This is a genomic window from Rathayibacter sp. AY1D1 (assembly GCF_002932635.1).
Classification (GTDB): Bacteria; Actinomycetota; Actinomycetes; order Actinomycetales; family Microbacteriaceae; genus Rathayibacter.
Genome location: NZ_PSVY01000006.1, coordinates 123947 through 145185, shown reverse-complemented (window position 1 = coordinate 145185; position 21239 = coordinate 123947). Strand labels below are relative to the sequence as shown.

Below are 21239 nucleotides of genomic sequence, written 5' to 3'. Positions count from 1 at the left end.
CCGGTAGAATCGTCGCGGCCGGCGGGCGACTCGCCCCGGAGCCCCCATCCAGGCACCATCACCACCGACACGGTGCCGCCCATAGCGAACCGGAGCATCATGACCCTCGCCGACCGCCTCCCCGCGAAGCCCGCCCTCGAGGGCCTGGAGGGCACGTGGGGCCTCCGCTGGCAGATCGACGGGACCTACCGGTTCGACCGCACCGGCCTCACCCGCGCCGACGTCTACTCGATCGACACCCCGCCGCCCACCGCGTCCGGGTCGCTGCACATCGGGCACGTCTTCTCCTACACGCACACCGACGTCGTCGCGCGGTTCCAGCGGATGCGCGGCAAGAGCGTCTTCTACCCGATGGGCTGGGACGACAACGGCCTGCCCACCGAGCGCCGCGTGCAGAACTACTACGGTGTGCGCTGCGACCCGACGCTCCCCTACGAGCCCGGCTTCACGCCTCCGTTCGAGGGCGGCGACAACAAGAGCAGCAAGGCCGCCGACCAGAAGCCGATCTCGCGCCGCAACTTCGTCGAGCTGTGCGAGCGCCTCACCGTCGAGGACGAGAAGCAGTTCGAGGACGTCTGGCGGGCCCTCGGCCTGTCCGTCGACTGGTCGCAGAGCTACCGGACCATCGGCGACGAGTCGCAGGCCGCCTCGCAGCGCGCCTTCCTCCGCAACCTCGCCCGAGGCGAGGCCTACCAGGCGCAGGCCCCGACGCTCTGGGACATCACCTTCCGGACCGCCGTCGCCCAGGCGGAGCTCGAGGACAAGGACCAGCCCGGCGCCTACCACCGCCTCGGCTTCCACCGCGAGGGCGGCGAGGACGTCTTCATCGAGACGACCCGTCCCGAGCTGCTGCCGGCCTGCGTCGCCCTCGTCGCGCACCCCGACGACGAGCGCTACCAGCCGCTGTTCGGCACCACCGTCCGCACGCCGCTCTTCGACGTCGAGGTCCCGGTGCTCGCGCACCACCTCGCGCAGAAGGACAAGGGCTCGGGCATCGCGATGATCTGCACCTTCGGCGACATCACGGACGTGGTCTGGTGGCGCGAGCTCGACCTGCCCAACCGCGCGATCATCGGCTTCGACGGCCGCCTGATCTCGGAGGCGCCCGCCGCGATCACGAGCGACGGGGGCCGCGCCGCGTACGAGCAGCTCGCCGGCAAGACCGTCTTCTCCGCGAAGCAGGCCGTCGTGGCGCTGCTGAAGGAGTCCGGCGAGATGGTCGGCGACCCGCGCCCCATCACCCACCAGGTCAAGTTCTTCGAGAAGGGCGACAAGCCGCTCGAGATCGTGTCGACCCGCCAGTGGTACATCGGCAACGGCGCTCGCGACGCGGTGCTCAAGGAGCGCCTGCTGGAGCTCGGCCGCGACGTGCGCTTCGTGCCGGAGTTCATGCGCGTCCGCTACGAGAACTGGGTGAACGGCCTCTCCGGCGACTGGCTGATCTCGCGCCAGCGCTTCTTCGGCGTGCCGATCCCGGTGTGGTACCCGCTCGACGGCGACGGCAACCCCGTCTTCGACTCCCCGATCGTGCCGGACGAGGCGGCGCTGCCGGTGGATCCCTCCAGCGACCCGGCCCCCGGCTACTCGGAGGACCAGCGCGGAGCGGCGGGCGGCTTCCATGGCGAGCTCGACGTGATGGACACCTGGGCGACCTCCTCGCTGACCCCGCAGCTCGCGGGCGGCTGGGAGCGCGACGACGAGCTCTGGCAGCTGGTCGCTCCCTACGACCTGCGCCCGCAGGGCCAGGACATCATCCGCACCTGGCTCTTCTCTACCCTCCTGCGCTCGCAGCTCGAGGACGGCCGCGCCCCGTGGAGCACGGCGACCGTGTCCGGCTTCATCGTCGACCCCGACCGCAAGAAGATGTCGAAGTCGAAGGGCAACGTGGTCACTCCCGCCGCGATGCTCGAGCAGCACGGCTCGGACGCGGTCCGCTACTGGGCCGCCTCCTCGCGCCTGGGCACCGACGCGGCCTTCGACCCGCAGAACCCGACGCAGATCAAGATCGGCCGCCGACTGGCGATCAAGATCCTCAACGCGGCGAAGTTCATCCACGGCTTCCCTCTCGCCGAGGGCGCCGAGGTCACCGACCCGCTCGACCTCAGCATGCTGGCCACCCTCGACACCGTGGTCGCCGACGCGACGACGGCGCTCGAGAACTACGACCACGCCCGCGCCCTCGAGACGACGGAGGCGTTCTTCTGGACGTTCTGCGACGACTACCTGGAGCTGGTGAAGGAGCGCGCGTACAGCGAGGACGGCGCGTCCGCCGCGGCCGCCCTGCACCGGGCGCTCGACGTCCTCCAGCGCCTGTTCGCGCCGTTCCTGCCGTTCGCGACGGAGGAGACCTGGTCGTGGTCGCACGACGACTCGGTGCACCTGCGCCCCTGGCCGACCGTCGAGGGCCTGGGCGGCGACCCCGCCGTCCTGGCCGCGGCGAGCTCGGTCCTCACGGCCATCCGGCGCGCGAAGACCGATGCGAAGGCCTCGCAGAAGACGCCGGCCCGCTCCGCCCTGGTGACGGCGCCCGCCGAGCTCGTCGCGTCCCTCCGGCTCGCCGCGGGAGACCTCGCGGCCGTCGGCAGGATCGCGGCGCTCGACTTCGCCGAGGGCGACGCCCTCACAGTCGGCATCGAGCTCGAGACCGAGGCGTAGCGCCGCCCCCGGGAGGCGGGAACCGTCCCGCCTCCCTCCCCACCGTCGAGAGGACCCCTCCCATGCAGCTCGGAACCCGCTGGTCGGTCGGCCAAGTGCCGCCGCAGACCCTCCCCGAGATCGTCGTCACCGCCATCGGCGACGTCGAGGGCGAGCTCGCCGCGGCCGGCACGGCGACCGCCGACTGGCGCTGGACGCTCACCTGGCTCGAGGGCAGGCCCGCCCTCGAACTCGACGACGGCACGACGATCACCCACCGTCCCGACGAGGACGCTGCCTACATCACGCAGCCGCAGGGCCGCGTGGAGGGGGAGGACGACGACGACGACTGGGGCTGACGCCCCTTCGCGGCGCGGTCGCCGAGCCCGGTGAGCGCGCGTCCTGCGATCCTGAGCCGGAGCCCGCTCCCCCGCTCGAGCTCTAGGCTCGCAGGATGAGCGCTCCCGATCCCGTCGCCGTCTTGCTCGAGCCGAGCGGACTCCCCCACGGGCTCCCCGACTTCGCCGCCGTCGACCCCGAGGCCTACCGCCCGGCGTTCCTCGAGGCCCTCCGCCGGCACCGCGCCGAGATCGACGCGATCGCCGGCGCCTCCGAGCCGCCGACCGTCGAGAACACCCTCGTCGCCCTCGAGCGGGCGGGGCGCGAGCTGCGCCGGGTGAGCGCCGTCTTCTTCACCGTCGCCGCCTCCGACCGCACTCCGCTCACCGACGCTCTGGAGGCCGAGCTCGCTCCGCTGCTCTCGGCCCACAGCGATGCGATCAGCCTCGACCCGCGCCTCTTCGCGCGGCTCCGCGCTCTCGCCGAGCAGTCGACGGAGCTCGACCTCGACGCCGAGACGGCCTACCTCCTCGAGCGGAGGATCACCGGGTTCGAGCGCTCCGGTGCGCTCCTCGACGACGTGGGGAAGGCACGGCTCGGCGAGCTGAACGAGCAGCTCTCGACCCTGACCACGCGTTTCGAGAAGGACCTGCTCGCCGAGTCGAACGACCGGGCGGTCCTCCTCGAGGACGTCGCCGGCCTCGACGGGCTCGACGAGTCCGACGTCTCGGCCGCCGCGCGCGCCGCCGCCGACCGCGGCGTCGACGGCTGGCTGATCACCCTGCCCCTCTACTCCGGCCACCCCTGGCTCGCGCGTCTGCGCGACCGCGGCGTCCGCGAGCGCGTCCTGCGCGCCTCTGTCGGCCGCGGTGCGGAAGGCGGGCCGCACGACACCACCGCGACTCTGCAGCAGATCGTCGCGCTGCGGGCCGAGCGCGCAGCTCTGCTGGGCGCGGCCTCGCATGCCGATTTCGTGATCTCGGGCCAGACCGCGGGCTCGCCGGAGCGCGTCCTGTCGCTGCTGCGCGAGCTCGCCGCTCCCGCCGCCCGGAACGCGAGGATCGAGCTCGAGCGGATGCAGGCCTCCGCCGACGCCGAGCAGGACGCCGCCGGAGCGCCGCGCTTCACGATCGAGGCGTGGGATCGCGCCTACTACGAGGAGCGCGTGCGGTCGGAGAGCTACTCCGTCGACTCCAGCGCACTGCGTCCCTTCTTCGAGCTGGAGCGGGTGCTCCGCCGCGGCGTGTTCGCCGCCGCCACCGGTCTCTACGGCGTCCGCTTCTCGGAGCGGAGCGACCTGGCCGGCTACAGCGAGCACGTCCGCGTGTTCGAGGTGCACGAGGAGGACGGGACCCCGCTGGGCCTGTTCCTACTCGATCCCTTCACCCGCGACTCGAAGCGCGGCGGGGCGTGGATGAACTCCCTCTCCAGCCGCACGTCGCTGCTCGGTGACTCCGCCGTCGTCGTGAACAACCTGAACCTGTCGGCTCCGGGCCCGGGCGAGCCCGCCCTTCTCAGCCTCGACGAGGTGGAGACGCTGTTCCACGAGTTCGGGCACGCCCTGCACGGCCTGTTCGCGAGCACGCGGTACCCGCGCTTCGCCGGTACCGCGGTGTTCCGGGACTTCGTCGAGTTCCCGAGCCAGGTGAACGAGACGTGGGTGCGCCGCCCCGGGCTCCTCGCCGAGTACGCCCGCCACGTCGAGACCGGCGAGGCCCTGCCCGCGGGGACCGTCGAGCGCCTCGAGGCGTCCGCGCTGTGGGGCGAGGGCTTCGCGACGAGCGAGTACCTGGCGTCCGCCCTGCTCGACCTCGCCTGGCACTCCCTGCCGGCCCCGGTCGAGCCGCGCGACGCGGCCGCCTTCGAGCGCGACGTGCTCGACGGCGCGGGCCTCCTCCTTCCCGCCGTGCCGCCCCGCTACCGCAGCACGTACTTCGCGCACGTCTTCTCCGGCGGCTACTCCGCGGGCTACTACTCCTACATCTGGAGCGAGATCCTCGACGCGGACACGGTCGAGTGGTTCGAGGAGAACGGCGGCCTCGACCGCTCGGCGGGCGAGCGCTTCCGCCGCGGGGTGCTCGAGCTCGGCGGCTCCCGCGATCCGCTCGACGCGTACCGCGCGTTCCGCGGGCGGGATGCGCGGACCGAGCCGCTGCTCGCGCGCCGCGGCCTCCTCTAGCGGCGCCGGGGGACGAGCCAGGCGAGGAGGACGAGTCCCACGACCAGGCCCCAGAACGCCGATCCGATCCCCGCGATGGTCGTGCCGGAAGCGGTGACCAGGAGCGTCGCCGCCGCCGGCAGCCGCAGCCACGCGTCCTCCACAGCGGCCTGCACCGCCGACACGAACACCCCCAGCAGCGCCAGACCGGCGACCGCCTCGATCAGCAGCGGGCTCGCGGAGGACACCAGCGCGGCGGCCGCTCCAGCGAACACGCCCAGCACGAGGTAGGAGGCGCCCGCCGAGACCGAGGCGACCCAGCGCTGCTCCGGCCGCGGCGAGGCCTCGGGACCCGCGGTCAGCGCGGCGCTGAGCGCGGCGTAGTTGATCGGCACGCCGCCGAAGATCGCCGAGACCCCGGAGAGAGCACCGGTCGAGACGATCCCGGGACGTGAGTGGGCCGCGAAGCCGAAGCTCGTCAGCACCGCGATGCCCGGGATGTTCTGCCCGGCCATGGTGACCACGTAGAGCGGCAGGCCGATCCCGACCATCGCTCCGATCTCGAACACCGGAGCGACGAACTGCGGCACGGGGAGCAGCGGCGCACCGGCGAGTGCCGCGCCGTCCGTCACGATCAGCAGCACGATCGCCAGGGCGATCGCGGCCGGCACCGCCCAGCGGGGCAGGAGCCGCAGGAGCAGCAGCCAGAGCAGGATCACCGGCAAGGCGAGTGAGGGGATCTCGACCGCCGCGCGCACCGGCGCCAGGACGAGCGGGAACAGGATGCCCGCGAGCATGGCGTTCGCGAGCGGCCGCGGGATGCGCGCGACGAGCCTCCCGAGCGCCGGCCACAGCCCGGTGACCACCAGCAGAGCGGAGGCGACCAGGAACGCCCCGACCGCGCGGTCGAAGCCGCCGGGGAGCGTCGCGGTCGCGGCCAGCAGGGCGGCGCCCGGCGTGCTCCAGGCGAAGGTCATCGGCACGCGGTAGCGGATGCTCAGCGCGATGCACAGGACTCCCTGCAGCACGCAGACGGCGAGGAGGCCCGAGGCCGCCTGTTCGTCCGTCGCGCCCACCGCGACCACCCCGGCGAGCACGATCGCGAACGAGCTCGAGAAGCCGGTCAGGGCGGCGACGATCCCGGCGAGCAGCGGCTGGACGATGGCGGAGCCTCCCGGAGGATCGACGGCACCGAGGCGACCGGACGCGCCGTCGGCACGCTCCGCCAGGTTAGGGAAGCGGGAGCGCCTCGCCCGACGATCCGCCGGGCCAATCGCGGTGAACTGGCAGAGCGGGGCGGGGAGCGACTAGGCGCTCTTCTCCTGGCGACGGGGAGCGTGGGGCACGATCGTCGGGGCCGCGTTGTCGAGCACCGCGGCGCGGGTGACGACGACGCGCGCCACCTCGTCCGAGGAGGGCACCTCGAACATGATCGGGCCGAGCACCTCCTCGAGGATCGCGCGCAGTCCGCGGGCGCCGGTCTGGCGGAGGACCGCCAGGTCCGCGATGGCCTCGAGAGCGCCCCGGTCGAACTCGAGCTCGACGCCGTCGATCTCGAACATCCGCTGGTACTGCTTCACGAGCGCGTTGCGCGGCTCGGTGAGGATCTGCATGAGCGCGACCTGGTCGAGCTGCGTGACCGTCGTGACGACGGGGAGGCGCCCGATGAACTCGGGGATCAGCCCGAACTTGTGCAGGTCCTCCGGGAGGACCTCGCTGAAGATGTTGATCTCGTCTTCCTTGTTGTGCAGCGGGGCGCCGAAGCCGATGCCGCGCTTGCCCGCCCGCGACGAGATGATGTCCTCGAGCCCGGCGAAGGCGCCGGCGACGATGAAGAGGACGTTCGTCGTGTCGATCTGGATGAACTCCTGGTGCGGGTGCTTCCGCCCGCCCTGCGGGGGCACGGAGGCGACGGTGCCCTCGAGGATCTTGAGCAGTGCCTGCTGCACTCCCTCGCCCGAGACGTCGCGCGTGATCGAGGGGTTCTCGGCCTTCCGCGCGATCTTGTCGACCTCGTCGATGTAGATGATGCCGGTCTCGGCACGCTTGACGTCGTAGTCGGCGGCCTGGATGAGCTTGAGGAGGATGTTCTCGACGTCCTCGCCGACGTAGCCCGCCTCGGTGAGGGCCGTGGCGTCCGCGACGGCGAAGGGCACGTTGAGGCGCTTCGCGAGGGTCTGGGCGAGGTAGGTCTTCCCGCATCCCGTGGGGCCGATGAGCAGGATGTTGCTCTTGGCGATCTCGACCTCGTCGTGGATCGCGTCGGCGGCGGTGATGGTGTTGCGGGCGCGTACGCGCTTGTAGTGGTTGTACACGGCGACGGCGAGGGCCTTCTTGGCCTGCTCCTGCCCGATCACGTACTCCTCGAGGAAGCCGAAGATCTCCTTCGGCTTCGGGAGGTCGAACTCGTGGCTCGTCTCCTCGCTCGACTCGGAGAGGCGCTCCTCGATGATCTCGTTGCAGAGCTCGACGCACTCGTCGCAGATGTAGACGCCCGGTCCCGCGATGAGCTGCTGGACCTGCTTCTGGCTCTTGCCGCAGAAGGAGCACTTCAGCAGGTCGGCGCTTTCGCCAATACGTGCCACGGGGATGCCCCACTTCCTTGTCGTGCGTCTGTCGTGCGTCGGTCGGTCGTGCAACGGAGCCCGGAGCTCCGGCCGGTGCGAGCGGGACGAGCCCCCTGACACTGCTCCGAGCCTAGCCGCTGAGCCGCGAGGGCTCGGCAGGCGGGCCGGATTCGCCGTGCCTTGCGCCTCGTGTGGCGCTTTGCTACGGCGACGGAGGACGCAGAGAGGGGCCGGGCGGCGGATCGCTCCGCCACCCGGCCCCTCCTGGACGCCCTACGCCGTGAGAGCCGGGAGGCTCTTGCGGCTGGTGAGCACCTGGTCGATCAGCCCGTACTCGAGCGCGTCGCTCGCGCCGAGGATCTTGTCGCGGTCGATGTCCTTCTTGACCTGCTCGATCGAGCGGTTCGAGTGGTGCGACAGCGTCTCCTCGAGCCACTCGCGCATGCGCATGATCTCGGCGGCCTGGATCTCGATGTCCGAGGCCTGGCCCCCGCCCTGCTGCACGGCGGGCTGGTGGATGAGGATGCGCGCGTTCGGCAGCGCGAGGCGCTTGCCGGGCGTTCCCGCGGCGGTGAGCACGGCGGCGGCCGAGGCGGCCTGGCCGAGCACGACCGTCTGGATGTGCGGGCGGATGTACTGCATCGTGTCGTAGATCGCCGTCATCGCGGTGAAGGAGCCACCGGGCGAGTTGATGTACATGACGATGTCGCGGTCCGGGTCCTGGCTCTCGAGCACGAGGAGCTGGGCCATGATGTCGTCCGCGGAGGCGTCGTCGACCTGGACTCCGAGGAAGATGATGCGGTCCTCGAAGAGCTTGGCGTACGGGTCCTGGCGCTTGTAGCCGTAGGCCGTGCGCTCCTCGAACGTGGGGAGGATGTAGCGCGAGGACGGTGCGGCTCCGGAGCCGAACGCCGTTCCGCCGAAGGTGGGTGTGGTCATTGTCTGTTCCTGATCTCTCGGCGCGTTCGCTGGACTACTCGTCGATGGCGGTTCCGCCACCGCCGGCCACGTCGGTCGCCGACGAGCGGATGTGGTCGACGAAGCCGTAGGCCAGGGCCTCCTCGGCGCTGAACCAGCGGTCGCGGTCGCCGTCCTCGTTGACCTGCTCGACGGTCTTGCCGGTCGCCTTGGCGGTGATCTCGGCGAGGCGCTTCTTCATGTCGAGGATGAGCTGCGCCTGGGTCTGGATGTCGGAGGCCGTGCCGCCGAAGCCGCCGTGCGGCTGGTGGAGGAGCACCCGCGCGTTCGGGGTGATGTAGCGCTTGCCCTGGGTTCCGGCGGTGAGGAGCAGCTGGCCCATGGAGGCCGCCATCCCGATGCCCACGGTCACGATGTCGTTCGGGACGAACTGCATCGTGTCGTAGATCGCCATGCCCGCGGTGATGGAGCCGCCGGGCGAGTTGATGTAGAGGTAGATGTCCCGCTCGGAGTCCTCGGCTGCCAGGAGCAGGAGCTTCGCGGCGATCTCGTTCGCGTTCTCGTCGCGCACCTCGGAACCGAGCCAGATGATCCGGTCCTTGAGCAGGCGGTCGAAAACACTGTTGGGCATAACCATGTCGGCCATGTATTGCTCCGTTTCAGTTGTCGCTTCGGAGGCGAATCTATCGGACGCCGCCAACCCGATCCGGCCGTGTTCGCCCGGGGCGGAGCGGGAGTCGCCCGTGTTCGCCCGGGGCGGACCGGAGCCCCCCCAACGAGAGGAGCCGCCCTCCGACGGATCGGGGGGCGGCTCCTGACGTGCTCGCGGCGACTACTCCGCGGCCGGGGTCTCCTCGGCGGGAGCGGCGGCCTTCTTCTTGGCCGGCGCGCGCTTCTTCTTGGGGGCCGGGGCGGGCTCCTCCTCGGCAGCGGGCTCCTCGGCGACGGGCTCCGCGGGGACCTCGGCGTCGGCGGCGGCCTGAGCCTCCTCCACGACCTCGGTCTCGTCCGAGGCGACGGCCTCGTCGGAGGCCTCGACGGCCTCGTCGTCACCGGGGACCGCGGTGAACGCGGTCAGGTCGACGGCGTTGCCCTCGGTGTCGGTGACCTTCGCCTTGCCGAGGACGATCGCGAGCGCCTTGTTGCGGGCGACCTCGCCGACCATCTGGCCGATCTGGTTGTTCTCGGACAGGATCTTGATGAACTCGTTCGGCTCCATGCCGTACTGCGCCGCACCCTGGATGAGGTACTGCGTGAGCTCGTCCTGGCTGACCTGGACCTTCTCCTGCTCGACGACGTGGTCGAGGAGGATCTGCGTCTTGAAGGTCTTCTCGCTGGCCTCCTTGACCTCGGCGCGGTGCTCGTCGTCCTCGAGGCGGTTCTCGCCCTCGAGGTGGCGGTGCACCTCGTCCTCGACGAGACCGGCGGGCACGGGGACCTCGACGAGGGCGAGCAGCGCCTCGACGAGCTTCTCGCGGGCCTCGCCGCCCTGGCCGAAGGTCTTCTGCTGAGCGGCCTGCTCCTTGAGCGACTCGCGCAGCTCGGCGATGGTGTCGAACTCGCTGGCGATCTGCGCGAAGTCGTCGTCGGCCTCGGGGAGCTCGCGCTCCTTGACGGCGGTGAGCGCGACGGCGATCTCGGCCTGCTCGCCGGCGTGGTCACCGCCGAGCAGCGGAGCGGTGAACGTGGTGCTCTCGCCCGCGGTGAGCGAGTCGAGCGCCTCGTCGATGCCCTCGATCAGCTCGCCCGAGCCGAGCTCGTACGAGATGGCGTTGGCGGTGTCGACCTCGACGCCGTCGATGGAGGCGACCAGGTCGATCTGCGCGAAGTCGCCGGTCTTCGCCGGGCGGTCCACGGTGACCAGGGTGCCGAAGCGGCTGCGGAGCTTGTCCAGCTCGGCGTCGACGTCGGCGTCGGTGACCTCGGCCGCCTCGACGGTGAGCTCGATGCCGTCGTAGTCCGGGACGGTGATCTCGGGGCGCACGTCGACCTCGATGGCGAGCTCGAGGTCGCCGGTGAAGTCCTTGTCGCTCGGCCAGGCGACGATGTCGGCCTGCGGGCGGCCCAGGGGGCGGACCTCGGTCTCGCGGACGGCCTCGCGGTAGAAGCCGTCGAGGCCCTCGTTGACCGCGTGCTCGAGCACCGCGGCCTTGCCGACGCGCTGGTCGACGATGGCGGGCGGGACCTTGCCCTTGCGGAAGCCGGGGACGTTGATCTGCTCGGCGATGTGGCCGTAGGCGTGCGTGATGCTGGGGCCGAGCTCGTCCGGGGTGACCGAAATCGCGAGCTTCACGCGGGTCGGGCTCAGCTGTTCTACCGTGGTCTTCACGTGAGGGGATCTCCTGTGCTGGTTGGTGTCGGCGCCGGATGACGGTCGTCACGGGTCGATGTCGTCACGATGAGTACTCGTGGTCGGGGCGACAGGATTCGAACCTGCGACCTCCCGCTCCCAAAGCGGGCGCTCTAGCCAAGCTGAGCTACGCCCCGGATGCGCGGGCCTGGGCACCGTGCGTGAGACTCTCGTCGAGCCGTCCCCGCACGTGCGCTTGCGCGACACGCCGAAATGGCCTTCGCAAGTGTACTGCACCGCGGCAGCGGCGACCGGAACCGCGCGGCGGAGGACGACCGGGGTGTCCACGGTGCTCGCGCGATGTACTACGCTGTCCTGGTGCCCGGTCGAGAGACCCGGTCGCACCGGTTCGCGGTCGTCAGACCAGCGATTCGGGGCTGTAGCTTAGTGGTAAAGCCTCTGTCTTCCAAACAGATGATGCGAGTTCGATTCTCGTCAGCCCCTCTCCTCTCGAAGAGCCCCGGATGTCCGGGGCTCTTCGTCGTTCCGGGCGTGCTCAGCCGACCGCGCCGCGGTGCTCCTCCGTCAGGGCGAGGTACGAGGCGGCGTTCCGGCGGATGCCCTCGCGCTCCTCCTCCGTCAGCTCCCGCCGGACCCTCCCGGGGACGCCCGCCACCAGCGAGCCCGGCGGGACGACCGTCCCCTCGAGGACGACGGCGCCTGCGGCGATCAGCGAGCCGGTGCCGACGATGGCCCCGTTCAGGACGGTCGCGCTCATGCCGACTAGCACGTCGTCCTCGAGGGTGCAGCCGTGCAGCACGGCGTTGTGCCCGACCGAGACTCCGGCGCCGATGACCGCGTCGTAGTCGGCGTCGACGTGGACGACGACGCCGTCCTGGAGGTTGCTGCCGGCGCCGAGCTCGATCCGCGCGTGCTCGGCGCGCAGGACGGCGCCGTACCAGACGCTCGCCCGCTCCCCCAGGCGCACGGAGCCGATCACGGTGGCGCCCGGAGCGACCCACGCGGTGTCGGCGATCTCCGGGGCGCGTCCCCCGGTCAGGGCGAGGACGCGGGCGCCCTCCGCAGGACTCGACGGCATCGGGTTCTCCTCTTCTCCGGTGGTCAGCGCCCGGCGCGCAGGAAGGCGAGGACCGCCAGCACCCGCCGGTGGTCGGAGCCCGAGTCCTCGAGCCCGAGCTTCTGGAAGATCGCGGTCACGTTCTTCTCCACGGCGCCCACGCCGACGAAGAGAGCGGAGGCGATGCCCGCGTTCGTGCGCCCCTGGGCCATCTGCTCCAGCACCTCCCGCTCCCGCGGGGTCAGCGAGGCGAGCGGGTCGCGGTTGCGCTGCAGGAGCGAGGCGACGACCTGCGGGTCGAGGACGGTTCCGCCCGCCGCGACGCGCTCGACGGCGTCGCGCAGCTCCTCCACGGAGGCGACCCGGTCCTTCAGGAGGTAGCCGAGTCCGCCGTCGCCGGAGCCGAGCAGCTCCTGCGCGTAGGTGACCTCGACGTACTGGCTGAGCAGCAGGACCGACACCTGCGGGTAGCGCCGGCGGATCTCCAGCGCCCCGCGGACGCCCTCGTCGCGGAAGGTCGGCGGCATCCGGACGTCGAGCACGGCGACGTCGACGCCGGCCGGGTCCCGCGCCAGATCGGCGAGCAGGGCGTCCGCGTCCCCGAAGGCGCCGACGGAGGCGAACCCCGCGTCCTCGAAGAGGCGGACCAGGCCCTCGCGCAGGAGGACCGAGTCCTCGGCGATGGCGACTCGGATCACGGGCACGCCCTCAGGATAGGACGGCCGGGAGGTAGGGGACGTGCACCCCGACCGTGGTCGGCCCGCCGACCGGCGACTCCACGCTCAGGATCCCGCGCAGGCCCCGGACGCGCCCGCCCACCCCCTCGAGACCGTGACCGGCGACCGGCGACGCCCCGCCGACTCCGTCGTCGACCACCCAGGCGTCGAGCCAGCGCTCCCCCGGAGTGCCGGAGTCGCGGGTGTCGAGATGCACCCGCACCGATCGGGCACCGGAGTGCTTGGAGACGTTGGCGAGCAGCTCGGCGACGACGAAGTAGACGCTGCGCTCGACCTCGGGCGGCACGTCCGCCACGGGGTGCTCGGTGAGGACCTCGACCGGCACCGGGCTGAGCTCGGCGAGCGAGTGCACCGCCGCCTCGAAGCCCCGGTCCTGCAGGATCGGCGGCGCCACTCCGCGGGAGAGGGCGCGCAGCTCGTCGAGCGCGGCGCGCACGTGCTCGCGAGCCTCGTCGACCAGGCGGGCGGCGGACTCCGGGTCGGCGGCGAGTCGGTTGCGGGCCGAGGCCAGGTCCATCTGCACCCGGATCAGGCGCTGCTGCGGGCCGTCGTGGATGTCGCGCTCGAGCCGGCGCAGCGCGCGGTCCTCGGCGGCGACGGCTGCGCCGCGGGAAGCGCTCAGCTCGGCGACCTCTCGCTGGAGCGCCTCCGACTCCCACGGGCCGAGCAGGAGACGGTCGACCAGCCAGTGCAGGAGGGAGAGGCCGCGGGTGGCGAACGGCAGGGTCGAGACGAAGAGGACGGTTGTGGCGACCGTCGCCGCGGCGACCAGTCCCGCCGGAGGCTGCGGGGCGCCCAGCAGAGCGGCCCCGCTCTCGGCCAGCAGGCGGGCCGGACCGGGGGCCCCCGTGAGCGCGGCGGCCACCGTGCCCGGGCCCGCCCAGGTCCACAGCGCGAGGAGCAGTCCGGACAGCAGCGCGAGCACCGGAGCCACGACGAGCGTGTGCAGGAGAGCGAGCCAGTAGTGCCCGTCGATCACCGGACCGTAGAGGGCGAAGGTCGAGGGAGTGACGGCGGAGGGCGGTCGCCGCCACTGCGGCCGGGGGACGGCGGGCCGTCCGGCCAGCACGTCGAGGCCGACGGCGGCCCGCGAGAAGAAGCGCGCCGTGTAGAGGGCGGCGGGCAGGAACACCAGGCCGATCAGGACTCCGACGAGCCCGAGCGCGACGGCCAGCGCGACGCCGGCGCAGAAGGCACCGAGGAGGGCGACCGGGATCGCGGCCACCAGCGCGAGCACCTCCCGGGGCAGTCCGCGCCAGAGCCGGAGGTAGGCGCGCGAGGCCTCGCCGAGGGCCGTCGATGCTCCGCTCATCCGCGCCTCCTGTCCGCTCCCGCCGCCGCCGCGACCCGGTCGAGCGTACCGGCGGCACGGCTCCGGGCACCCGGGGGGAAGCCCCCGTGACGCCCCTCCGCGACCGAGGTGAGCCTGTCCTTCACCGGACTGAGCCGAGCCTTCGCTTCCTTGCGGCGCCGAGGGATCTGCGTACTGTTGACGATAAGTCACCCCCTCTCGAAAGGACCAGACGATGTCCACCACGTCCGTCACGTCGCTCACCTCGTCGAACCCGGATGTCGCATCCGGAGTCGCCCAGTTCCTCAGCCCCGTCGTCGTCGAGATGACCGCGCTCGCCGTCAACGGCAAGCAGGCGCACTGGCACGTCCGCGGCGCCAACTTCATCGGCGTCCACGAGCTGCTCGACGCGATCGTCGGCCGCGCCATCGAGTGGGCCGACCTCGCCGCGGAGCGCGTCGTCGCCCTCGGCCTCCCGGTCGACGCCCGCATCCAGACCGTCGCCTCGGCGACGCAGTCCGAACCCCTCACCCCCGGCTTCCAGCGCTCCGAGAACGCGATCGTCGAGATCATCCGCCAGATGGACGTCGCCATCGCGACCGTCAACACGGCGATCGCCGAGCTCGCCGAGATCGACGCGAGCAGCCAGGACGTCGCGATCGAGATCGGCCGCGGCCTCGAGAAGGACCGCTGGTTCCTCTTCGCCCACGTCAGCGAGAGCTGAGCACCACGCCTCGACCGGCCCGCGGATCCTCGGATCCCGCGGGCCGTCGTCGTTCCCCGGCCCGTCCGCGCGATCCGGAGCAGCCGGAGTCGCGACGGGCGCGGGTCAGCCGCCGTGCGTGAAGCGGCCCGCCAGGAGGGTCGCGGCGACCGGCATGGATCGGAGGGCTCCTGCATCGGCGGCGAGCGGATCGCGGTCGACCACCACCAGATCGGCGGGATCGCCGGCCGCGGGCGTGAGCCGGCGCACCCGGGTCGAGGCGACGATCGCCTCCTCGACGCTCACCCGCTGCTCCGGATGCCATGGCTCGTCGCCCGGCAGCGCCCGCGCGACCGCGGCCGAGATCGCGACCCACGGGTCGAGCGGAGCGACCGGAGCGTCCGAGCCGAGCACCACGCGGGCCCCGGAGTCGAGCAGCGAGCGCAGCGGGAACGCCCGGCCGGTGCGTCCCGGCCAGTACCGCTCCGCCACCTCGCGGTCGTCGAGCGCGTGCGCGGGCTGCACTCCGGCCTCCACGCCGAGCGCGGCGAACCGCGGAAGGTCGGTCTCCGCGAGCAGCTGAGCGTGCTCGATCCGGCCCCCGCCGACCCGGCCGAGCGCGTCCAGAGCCAGCGTCGCCGCGGCGTCTCCGATCGCGTGCACGGTGGAGCGGATGCCCCCGGCGGCCGCGCGGGCGAGCAGCTCGTCCAGCTCGGCGGGCTCCACGGTGAGGACGCCGTTGCCGTCGTGGTCGGCGTAGGGGTGGGCGCAGTAGGCGGTCCTCGTGTTGAGGGAGCCGTCGATCAGGACCTTGAGCGGGCCCATCCGCAGCAGGCCGTCACCGCCGTCGAGTTCGTCGCCCGTGCGCAGTCCCTCCGCGAGGGCGCGGTCGAGGTGGTCGCGGTAGACGCCGGTGTCGACGCGGAGGGAGCGTGCTCCGCCAGCGACGCGACGGGGCCAGTCCCCCACATTCCAGCGCATCTCGAGGTCGACGACGCCGACCACCCCGCGAGCCGCAGCCCGCCGCGCCGCAGCGTCGGCGAGTGCGTCGAGCTCGTCGTCGCCGAGGGCGCCGAGTGCGGTGACGAGCTCGAAGCAGGCGTCCTCGCGCAGCAGCTCGGGCTCGGGAGCGACGGCGTAGCGCCGGTACGCGGCGGAGTTCAGCCAGGCGCAGTGCAGGTCGCCGCTGATCAGCACGACGGGCCGCTCCGGAGAGACCTCGTCCAGGAGCGCGGTCGTCGGCGGCTCCGGCCAGAGGCCGTCGCGGAAGCCGAAGCCGATCAGCGTGCCGGTACCGGGCTCCTCCGCCAGGCGACGTCGGACCGCGTCCGCCGTTCCGCGGGCCGAGTCGGCTGACGAGACGTCCAGGCGCGGGGCCGTCATCGCCCACTGGGAGAAGTGGACGTGCTCGTCCCAGAGGCCGGGGAGCACCCAGCGCCCGTCGAGGTCGCGCACCTCGTCGCCCGGGGCGGCGGCGGCGTCCGGTCCGACCGCTTCCACGCGGCCGTCGCGCAGGAGCACGGCACCGGGTCGGGACGAGCCGAGGAGGCGGGCGCCCCGGAGCAGGAGACCGCCGGTCATCGGGCGGCCTCGCGGAGCGCGGGGCGGACGGCTCGGCGGGTGCGCGACCGGGCCGACCGCTCTCCACCCGCGCTCACGACTGGCACACCGGGCACCAGTAGAGCTTGCGCGCGCCGATCTCCTCGAGCAGCACGTTCGTGCCGCAGACGCGGCAGGGCAGGCCCTCCCGCTTGTAGACGTAGTTGCGCTCGGCGCGGCTGCGGACGGCTTTCGAGCGCTCCGTCTTCGTCAGGCCGCGGCGCGTGATCATCATCCCGGTCCGGATGCCGTCCTCGAGCAGGTCCGCCCAGTCCCGCCACAGCTCCTGTGCGAGCTCCAGCGGCACCTGCTTGCCGGGAGTGTGCGGGTCGAGGCCGGCGCGGTAGAGCAGCTCCGCGCGGTAGATGTTGCCGATGCCGCTGACCACGGACTGGTCCATCAGCACCAGCCCGACCGGCGTCGCCGTCCTGCGGAGCCGGTTCACGAAGCGGTCGCGCGCCTCGTCGGAGTCGTCGTCGGCCGGATCCGGACCGAGGCGGGCGAGGAGGGCCTCCACCTGGGCGGGGTCCATCACCTCGCAGGCGGTGGGGCCGCGCAGGTCGGCGACGGTCTCCTCCGTCATGATGCGCACGCGCACCGCGCCCACGGGCGGCGGCGGGAACTCGTCGAGATCGGAGTCGGTCTCGTGCTCCGTCTCGGAGAGGCGCACGGCGCGGCGGCGCCGGGGAGCGCCGATGCTGCTGCCGGCCTTCCCGTCCGGGAACAGCGGCGAGACGTGCCCGAGGAAGTCCCACGCACCGTAGAGGCCGAGGTGGACGTGCAGCGTCAGGTCGCCCTCGAAGCGCAGCAGCAGGTGCTTGCCGACGGCCGTGGACTCGAGGACCTCGCGCCCGTCGAGGAGCGCGGCTCCTTCGGTGAAGCGACCCTGGGGGCTGCTGGTCGCGACGCGGTGCCCGACGACGTCGCGCTCGAACTGCAGGGCGATCCGGTGGACGGAGTGCCCCTCGGGCACTCAGCGCTCCTTCGCGGCGGAGTCGACGACCCGGCCGGCGATGTCGCCGGTGGCCTCGTACTCGGCGAGCTGCGCGATGCGGCGCACGTGCCGCTCCTCGAAGGTGAAGGGCTCGGCGACGAACGCGTCGATGAAGCCGGTGGCCTCCTCGACGGAGTGCTGGCGGGCCCCGATCGAGATGACGTTCGCGTCGTTGTGCTGGCGGGCCAGCACGGCGGTGCTCAGGTTCCATACGAGCGCCGCGCGCACGCCCGCGACCTTGTTCGCCGCGATCTGCTCGCCGTTGCCCGAGCCGCCGAAGACGACGCCGAGAGCCTCGACCCCCGCCTCCTGATCGCGGACGACCGCGGCGGCGGCGTTGATGCAGAAGGACGGGTAGTCGTCCAGCGGGTCGTAGGACGTGGGGCCGTGGTCGATCACGTCGTGACCGGCGGCGCCGAGATGCTCGATCAGGTGACGGCTGAAGTCCAGCCCTGCGTGGTCCGTGGCGATGTGGATGCGCACGAGAGAACTCCTCCGGAAGAGCCGTCTGGGGCCCGCGGTGCCCGGGCCGGTAGCCAGAGTACCGCGGGTCGGCTCAGTCGAATTGCGGGTCGCGGGTCCGCGAGCGCTTGAGCTCGAAGAAGCCGTCGAAGGAGGCGGCGGCGACGATGCCGTCCCAGAGGGTCAGCGCCTGCTCGCCCCTCGGGATCGGCGAGATGACGGGGCCGAAGAAGGCGACGTCCCCGATCGCGATGACCGGGGTGCCGACGTCCTGGCCGACCCGCTCGATCCCGTCGAAGTGGGAGGCGCGCATCGGCTCGTCGTGCTCGTCCGAGTCGGCGTGGGCGGCGAGCTCCGCGGGCAGGCCGAGCTCGGCCAGCGACTCGGCGATCACCGCGTCGACGTCGGTGCGCCCGCCCGGGTGGATCCGGGTGCCGAGCGCGTCGTAGAGCGGCTTCACGTGCTCGCGGCCCTCGCGCTCGGCGACGGCGGCGACCAGGCGCGTGTAGCGCAGCGCGCGCGGGAGGAAGGCGCGGTACGAGTCGTCCACGTCCTTGTCCTCGTTGAGGACGGCGAGGCTCATGATGTGCCACTGCACGTCGAGGTCGCGCGCGGGGGTCACCTCGTCCACGAATCGCGAGGTCATCCAGGCCCACGGGCAGGAGGGGTCGAACCAGAAGTCCACAGAGGTCATGGGGACACGCTACGCCGCTCGCCGGGGCCGCGTCCGCGCTCCCCGGCGGCTCCGCAGGATCGGCGCCACGGGGCTCCACGGCGGGTCCCGGCAGCTCTAGGGTGGATCGGCGGCGCCCGCACCCCGGCGCCCGCGGCAGCGCCCGAGACGAACGGATGGAGCACCCCCGTGCCAGGAGACAACCTCACCCGGAGCGAGGCGCAGGAGCGCGCCTCGCTGATCCAGGTCCACGACTACGACATCGCCCTCGACCTGACCCGGGGAGCCGAGACCTTCCTCAGCACCACCACGGTGCGCTTCTCCGCCACCGAGGGCGCCTCGAGCTTCATCGACGCCGTCACGGGCACGGTCCACTCCGTCACCCTCAACGGCGCGGAGCTCGACCCCGCCGACGTCGCCGACGGCGTCCGGATCCGCCTCGACTCCCTGGCTGCGGACAACGAGCTCACCGTCGTCGCCGACATGCTCTACACCAACACGGGCGAGGGCCTGCACCGCTTCGTCGACCCCGTCGACGGCGAGGTGTACCTGTACTCGCAGTTCGAGGTGCCCGACTCCCGCCGCGTCTTCGCGGTGTTCGAGCAGCCGGACCTCAAGGCCGAGTTCCGCTTCACCGTCACCGCACCCGCGCAGTGGCAGGTCGTGTCGAACCAGCCCACTCCCGAGCCGGTCCCGGCGGGCGAGGGGATTGCGACCTGGAGCTTCGAGCCCACCCCGCGCATCTCCTCCTACATCACGGCCCTCGTCGCCGGACCCTACGTGGTCGAGACCGACTCGCTCGTCTCCTCCGACGGCCGCACCATCCCGCTGGGGGTCTTCGCCCGGGCCTCGCTCGCGCCCTTCCTCGACGCCGACTACGTGTTCGAGAAGACGAAGCAGGGCTTCGCCTTCTACGAGGAGAAGTTCGGCGTGCCGTACCCGTTCGCGAAGTACGACCAGCTGTTCGTCCCCGAGTTCAACGCCGGCGCGATGGAGAACGCGGGAGCGGTGACCTTCACCGAGACCTACGTGTTCCGCTCCAAGGTGACGAACGCGATCAAGGAGCGCCGGGTCGTCACGATCCTCCACGAGCTCGCCCACATGTGGTTCGGCGACCTGGTCACGATGAAGTGGTGGAACGACCTCTGGCTCAACGAGTCGTTCGCCGAGTACGCCTCCACCCTCGCCACCGCGGAGGCGACGGAGTGGACCGAGGCGTGGACCACCTTCGCCGCGATGGAGAAGAGCTGGGCCTACCGCCAGGACCAGCTGCCCTCGACCCACCCGATCGTCGCGACCATCAACGACCTCGAGGACGTCCAGGTCAACTTCGACGGCATCACCTACGCCAAGGGCGCCTCGGTGCTCAAGCAGCTCGTCGCGTGGGTCGGCGAGAAGGAGTTCCTCGCCGGCGTCCACGAGTACTTCGTCAAGCACGCCTTCTCGAACACGGAGCTGCGCGACCTGCTGGTCGAGCTGGAGGCCACCAGCGGGCGCGACCTCACCGAGTGGTCGGCGCAGTGGCTCGAGACGGCCGGCGTGAACACGCTCCGCCCCGAGATCGCGGTCGACGAGAGCGGAGCGATCGCGTCCTTCGCGATCCTGCAGACCGCGGTCGAGGAGTACCCGACGATCCGCCCGCACCGCCTGGCGATCGGCCTGTACGACTTCGAGGGCGAGCGCCTCGTCCGCGTCGACCGCCTCGAGCTGGACGTCGACGGGGAGCGCACCGAGGTGCCCGAGCTGATCGGCCGCACCCGCCCGGCGCTCGTGCTGCTCAACGACGACGACCTCGCCTACGCGAAGGTCCGCCTCGACGACGCCTCGCTCGCCGTGGCCGTCGAGCACCTCGCGAGCATCGACAGCCCCCTGGCCCGCTCGCTGGTCTGGGGCTCTGTCTGGGACTCGACCCGCGACGCCGAGTCGGCGCCGCGCGACTTCGTCCGCCTCGTCCTGGGCAACGTCGCGACCGAGACCGAGTCCACGACCCTGCGGACGGTGCTCAACCAGCTCGTCGCCACCGCCACCCAGTACGTCGCTCCGGAGTACCGGGCCGAGGTCGTCGAGGAGGCGGGCGATCAGCTGTGGACGCTCGCGCAGAGCGCCGAGCCGGGCAGCGACGCGCAGTTCCAGTTCGTGAAGTTCTTCGCCGCGATCGCGTCCACCCCGGCGCACCTCGAGGCCGTGCAGGCGCTGCTCGACGGCTCCACCGCCCTCGGCGGCCTCGACATCGACACCGACCTCGGCTGGGAGCTGCTGATCGCTCTCGTCGCCGGTGGGCGGGCCGGTGCGGACGACATCGACGCGGCGCTCGCCTCGGACAACACGGCGACCGGCCAGCAGTCGGCCGCGCACGCCCGTGCCGCACTGCCGACCGCGGAGGCGAAGCGCGCGGCGTGGGACTCCGTCACGGCCGACGACTCGGCACCGAACACGATCGTCCGCTCGACGGGCCTGGGCTTCCAGCGCGCCGCCGACCCGCGCCTGCTCGACGCGATGGTCCCGGTCTACTTCGACGCCCTCCGCACCCTCTGGGAGTCGAAGAGCTACAAGATCGCCGAGTACCTGGTCGTCGGCTTCTACCCGGCCGCCACGCCCTCGCAGGAGATCGTCGACGCCACCCGCGCCTGGCTCGACGCGAACCCGGAGGTCCCGGCGCTGCGCCGACTCGTGATCGAGAACCTGGCCGGCGTGGAGCGTGCGCTCCGCGCCCAGGAGCGCGACACCCGGGGCTGACAGTGAGCCGCCCGGTCCCCCGGCGCTCGGCGCTGCGGGACCGGGCGGCTCTCCCCGCTC

17 protein-coding genes and 2 tRNA genes are annotated in these 21239 nt (G+C 72.1%); 6 read left to right on the top strand and 13 right to left on the bottom strand.

The genetic code is table 11. From position 1 onward, the window contains the following. Positions 1-99 precede the first annotated feature (99 nt). From valS to C5C56_RS06620, 3 genes are all read left to right on the top strand, one after another. Positions 100-2655 carry a valine--tRNA ligase gene (gene valS, locus C5C56_RS06630; protein WP_104319275.1) on the top strand — a complete coding sequence of 852 codons (2556 nt, stop codon included), beginning with the start codon at positions 100-102 and terminating at the stop codon, positions 2653-2655. Between the two features lie 62 nt (positions 2656-2717). Beyond that, positions 2718-2993 (top strand): hypothetical protein, encoded by a 276-nt coding sequence (locus tag C5C56_RS06625; protein WP_104319274.1) that lies wholly within the window; start codon positions 2718-2720, stop codon positions 2991-2993. 95 nt (positions 2994-3088) lie between these two features. Then, complete coding sequence (locus C5C56_RS06620) at positions 3089-5152, top strand: M3 family metallopeptidase (protein WP_104319273.1); 2064 nt, start codon at positions 3089-3091, stop codon at positions 5150-5152. Here the strand turns inward: C5C56_RS06620 and C5C56_RS06615 are convergent. The 6 genes from C5C56_RS06615 to C5C56_RS06590 all read right to left on the bottom strand — a co-directional run bounded on the left by C5C56_RS06615 (position 5149) and on the right by C5C56_RS06590 (position 11103). Further along, entirely contained in the window at positions 5149-6282 is a 1134-nt protein-coding gene (locus C5C56_RS06615; protein ID WP_219812187.1) for a benzoate/H(+) symporter BenE family transporter, read from the bottom strand. The two genes, C5C56_RS06620 and C5C56_RS06615, sit on opposite strands and share 4 nt — an antisense overlap. 156 nt (positions 6283-6438) lie before the next feature. Beyond that, positions 6439-7716 carry an ATP-dependent Clp protease ATP-binding subunit ClpX gene (gene clpX, locus C5C56_RS06610; protein ID WP_104223693.1) on the bottom strand — a complete coding sequence of 426 codons (1278 nt, stop codon included), beginning with the start codon at positions 7714-7716 and terminating at the stop codon, positions 6439-6441. Positions 7717-7971: 255 nt separating this feature from the next. Beyond that, positions 7972-8637: an ATP-dependent Clp protease proteolytic subunit gene (locus C5C56_RS06605; protein ID WP_068253282.1), complete on the bottom strand. Its 666-nt coding sequence runs from the start codon at positions 8635-8637 to the stop codon at positions 7972-7974. A 34-nt stretch (positions 8638-8671) separates the two neighbouring features. Continuing rightward, positions 8672-9262 (bottom strand): ATP-dependent Clp protease proteolytic subunit, encoded by a 591-nt coding sequence (locus C5C56_RS06600; protein ID WP_097165884.1) that lies wholly within the window; start codon positions 9260-9262, stop codon positions 8672-8674. Between the two features lie 186 nt (positions 9263-9448). After that, the gene (gene tig, locus C5C56_RS06595; protein WP_104232539.1) at positions 9449-10945 is read right to left on the bottom strand and encodes a trigger factor; all 1497 of its coding nucleotides are present in this window, start codon (positions 10943-10945) and stop codon (positions 9449-9451) included. 80 nt (positions 10946-11025) lie between these two features. Further along, positions 11026-11103 (bottom strand) — tRNA-Pro (locus C5C56_RS06590). 236 nt (positions 11104-11339) lie between these two features. On the opposite strand from C5C56_RS06590, the gene C5C56_RS06585 reads away from it, so the two are divergent. Further along, positions 11340-11410, top strand: a tRNA-Gly gene (locus C5C56_RS06585). A 52-nt stretch (positions 11411-11462) separates the two neighbouring features. On the opposite strand, the gene C5C56_RS06580 is transcribed toward C5C56_RS06585, so the two are convergent. Genes C5C56_RS06580 through C5C56_RS06570 form a run of 3 tightly spaced genes read right to left on the bottom strand, consistent with a single transcriptional unit; the run spans position 11463 to position 14033 of the window. Next, positions 11463-12005 carry a gamma carbonic anhydrase family protein gene (locus tag C5C56_RS06580; protein WP_104288244.1) on the bottom strand — a complete coding sequence of 181 codons (543 nt, stop codon included), beginning with the start codon at positions 12003-12005 and terminating at the stop codon, positions 11463-11465. Positions 12006-12028: 23 nt separating this feature from the next. Then, positions 12029-12688 carry a response regulator transcription factor gene (locus tag C5C56_RS06575; protein ID WP_104223696.1) on the bottom strand — a complete coding sequence of 220 codons (660 nt, stop codon included), beginning with the start codon at positions 12686-12688 and terminating at the stop codon, positions 12029-12031. Between the two features lie 4 nt (positions 12689-12692). Then, positions 12693-14033 (bottom strand): histidine kinase, encoded by a 1341-nt coding sequence (locus C5C56_RS06570; RefSeq protein ID WP_104288243.1) that lies wholly within the window; start codon positions 14031-14033, stop codon positions 12693-12695. Positions 14034-14247: 214 nt separating this feature from the next. On the opposite strand from C5C56_RS06570, the gene C5C56_RS06565 reads away from it, so the two are divergent. Beyond that, a complete protein-coding gene (locus C5C56_RS06565; protein WP_104226731.1) occupies positions 14248-14736 on the top strand; it encodes a Dps family protein in 489 nt (162 codons plus the stop codon). Between the two features lie 105 nt (positions 14737-14841). On the opposite strand, the gene C5C56_RS06560 is transcribed toward C5C56_RS06565, so the two are convergent. The 4 genes from C5C56_RS06560 to C5C56_RS06545 form a co-directional block, all read right to left on the bottom strand. Next, the gene (locus tag C5C56_RS06560) at positions 14842-16296 is read right to left on the bottom strand and encodes an amidohydrolase (protein WP_104226732.1); all 1455 of its coding nucleotides are present in this window, start codon (positions 16294-16296) and stop codon (positions 14842-14844) included. A gap of 73 nt (positions 16297-16369) precedes the next feature. Continuing rightward, positions 16370-17287: an Fpg/Nei family DNA glycosylase gene (locus tag C5C56_RS06555; protein ID WP_104262810.1), complete on the bottom strand. Its 918-nt coding sequence runs from the start codon at positions 17285-17287 to the stop codon at positions 16370-16372. Beyond that, complete coding sequence (locus C5C56_RS06550; RefSeq protein WP_104223700.1) at positions 17288-17791, bottom strand: ribose-5-phosphate isomerase; 504 nt, start codon at positions 17789-17791, stop codon at positions 17288-17290. Positions 17792-17864: 73 nt separating this feature from the next. Continuing rightward, positions 17865-18464: a DsbA family protein gene (locus tag C5C56_RS06545; RefSeq protein WP_104232533.1), complete on the bottom strand. Its 600-nt coding sequence runs from the start codon at positions 18462-18464 to the stop codon at positions 17865-17867. Positions 18465-18632: 168 nt separating this feature from the next. On the opposite strand from C5C56_RS06545, the gene pepN reads away from it, so the two are divergent. Continuing rightward, complete coding sequence (gene pepN / locus C5C56_RS06540; RefSeq protein ID WP_104288242.1) at positions 18633-21179, top strand: aminopeptidase N; 2547 nt, start codon at positions 18633-18635, stop codon at positions 21177-21179. Positions 21180-21239 lie beyond the last annotated feature (60 nt).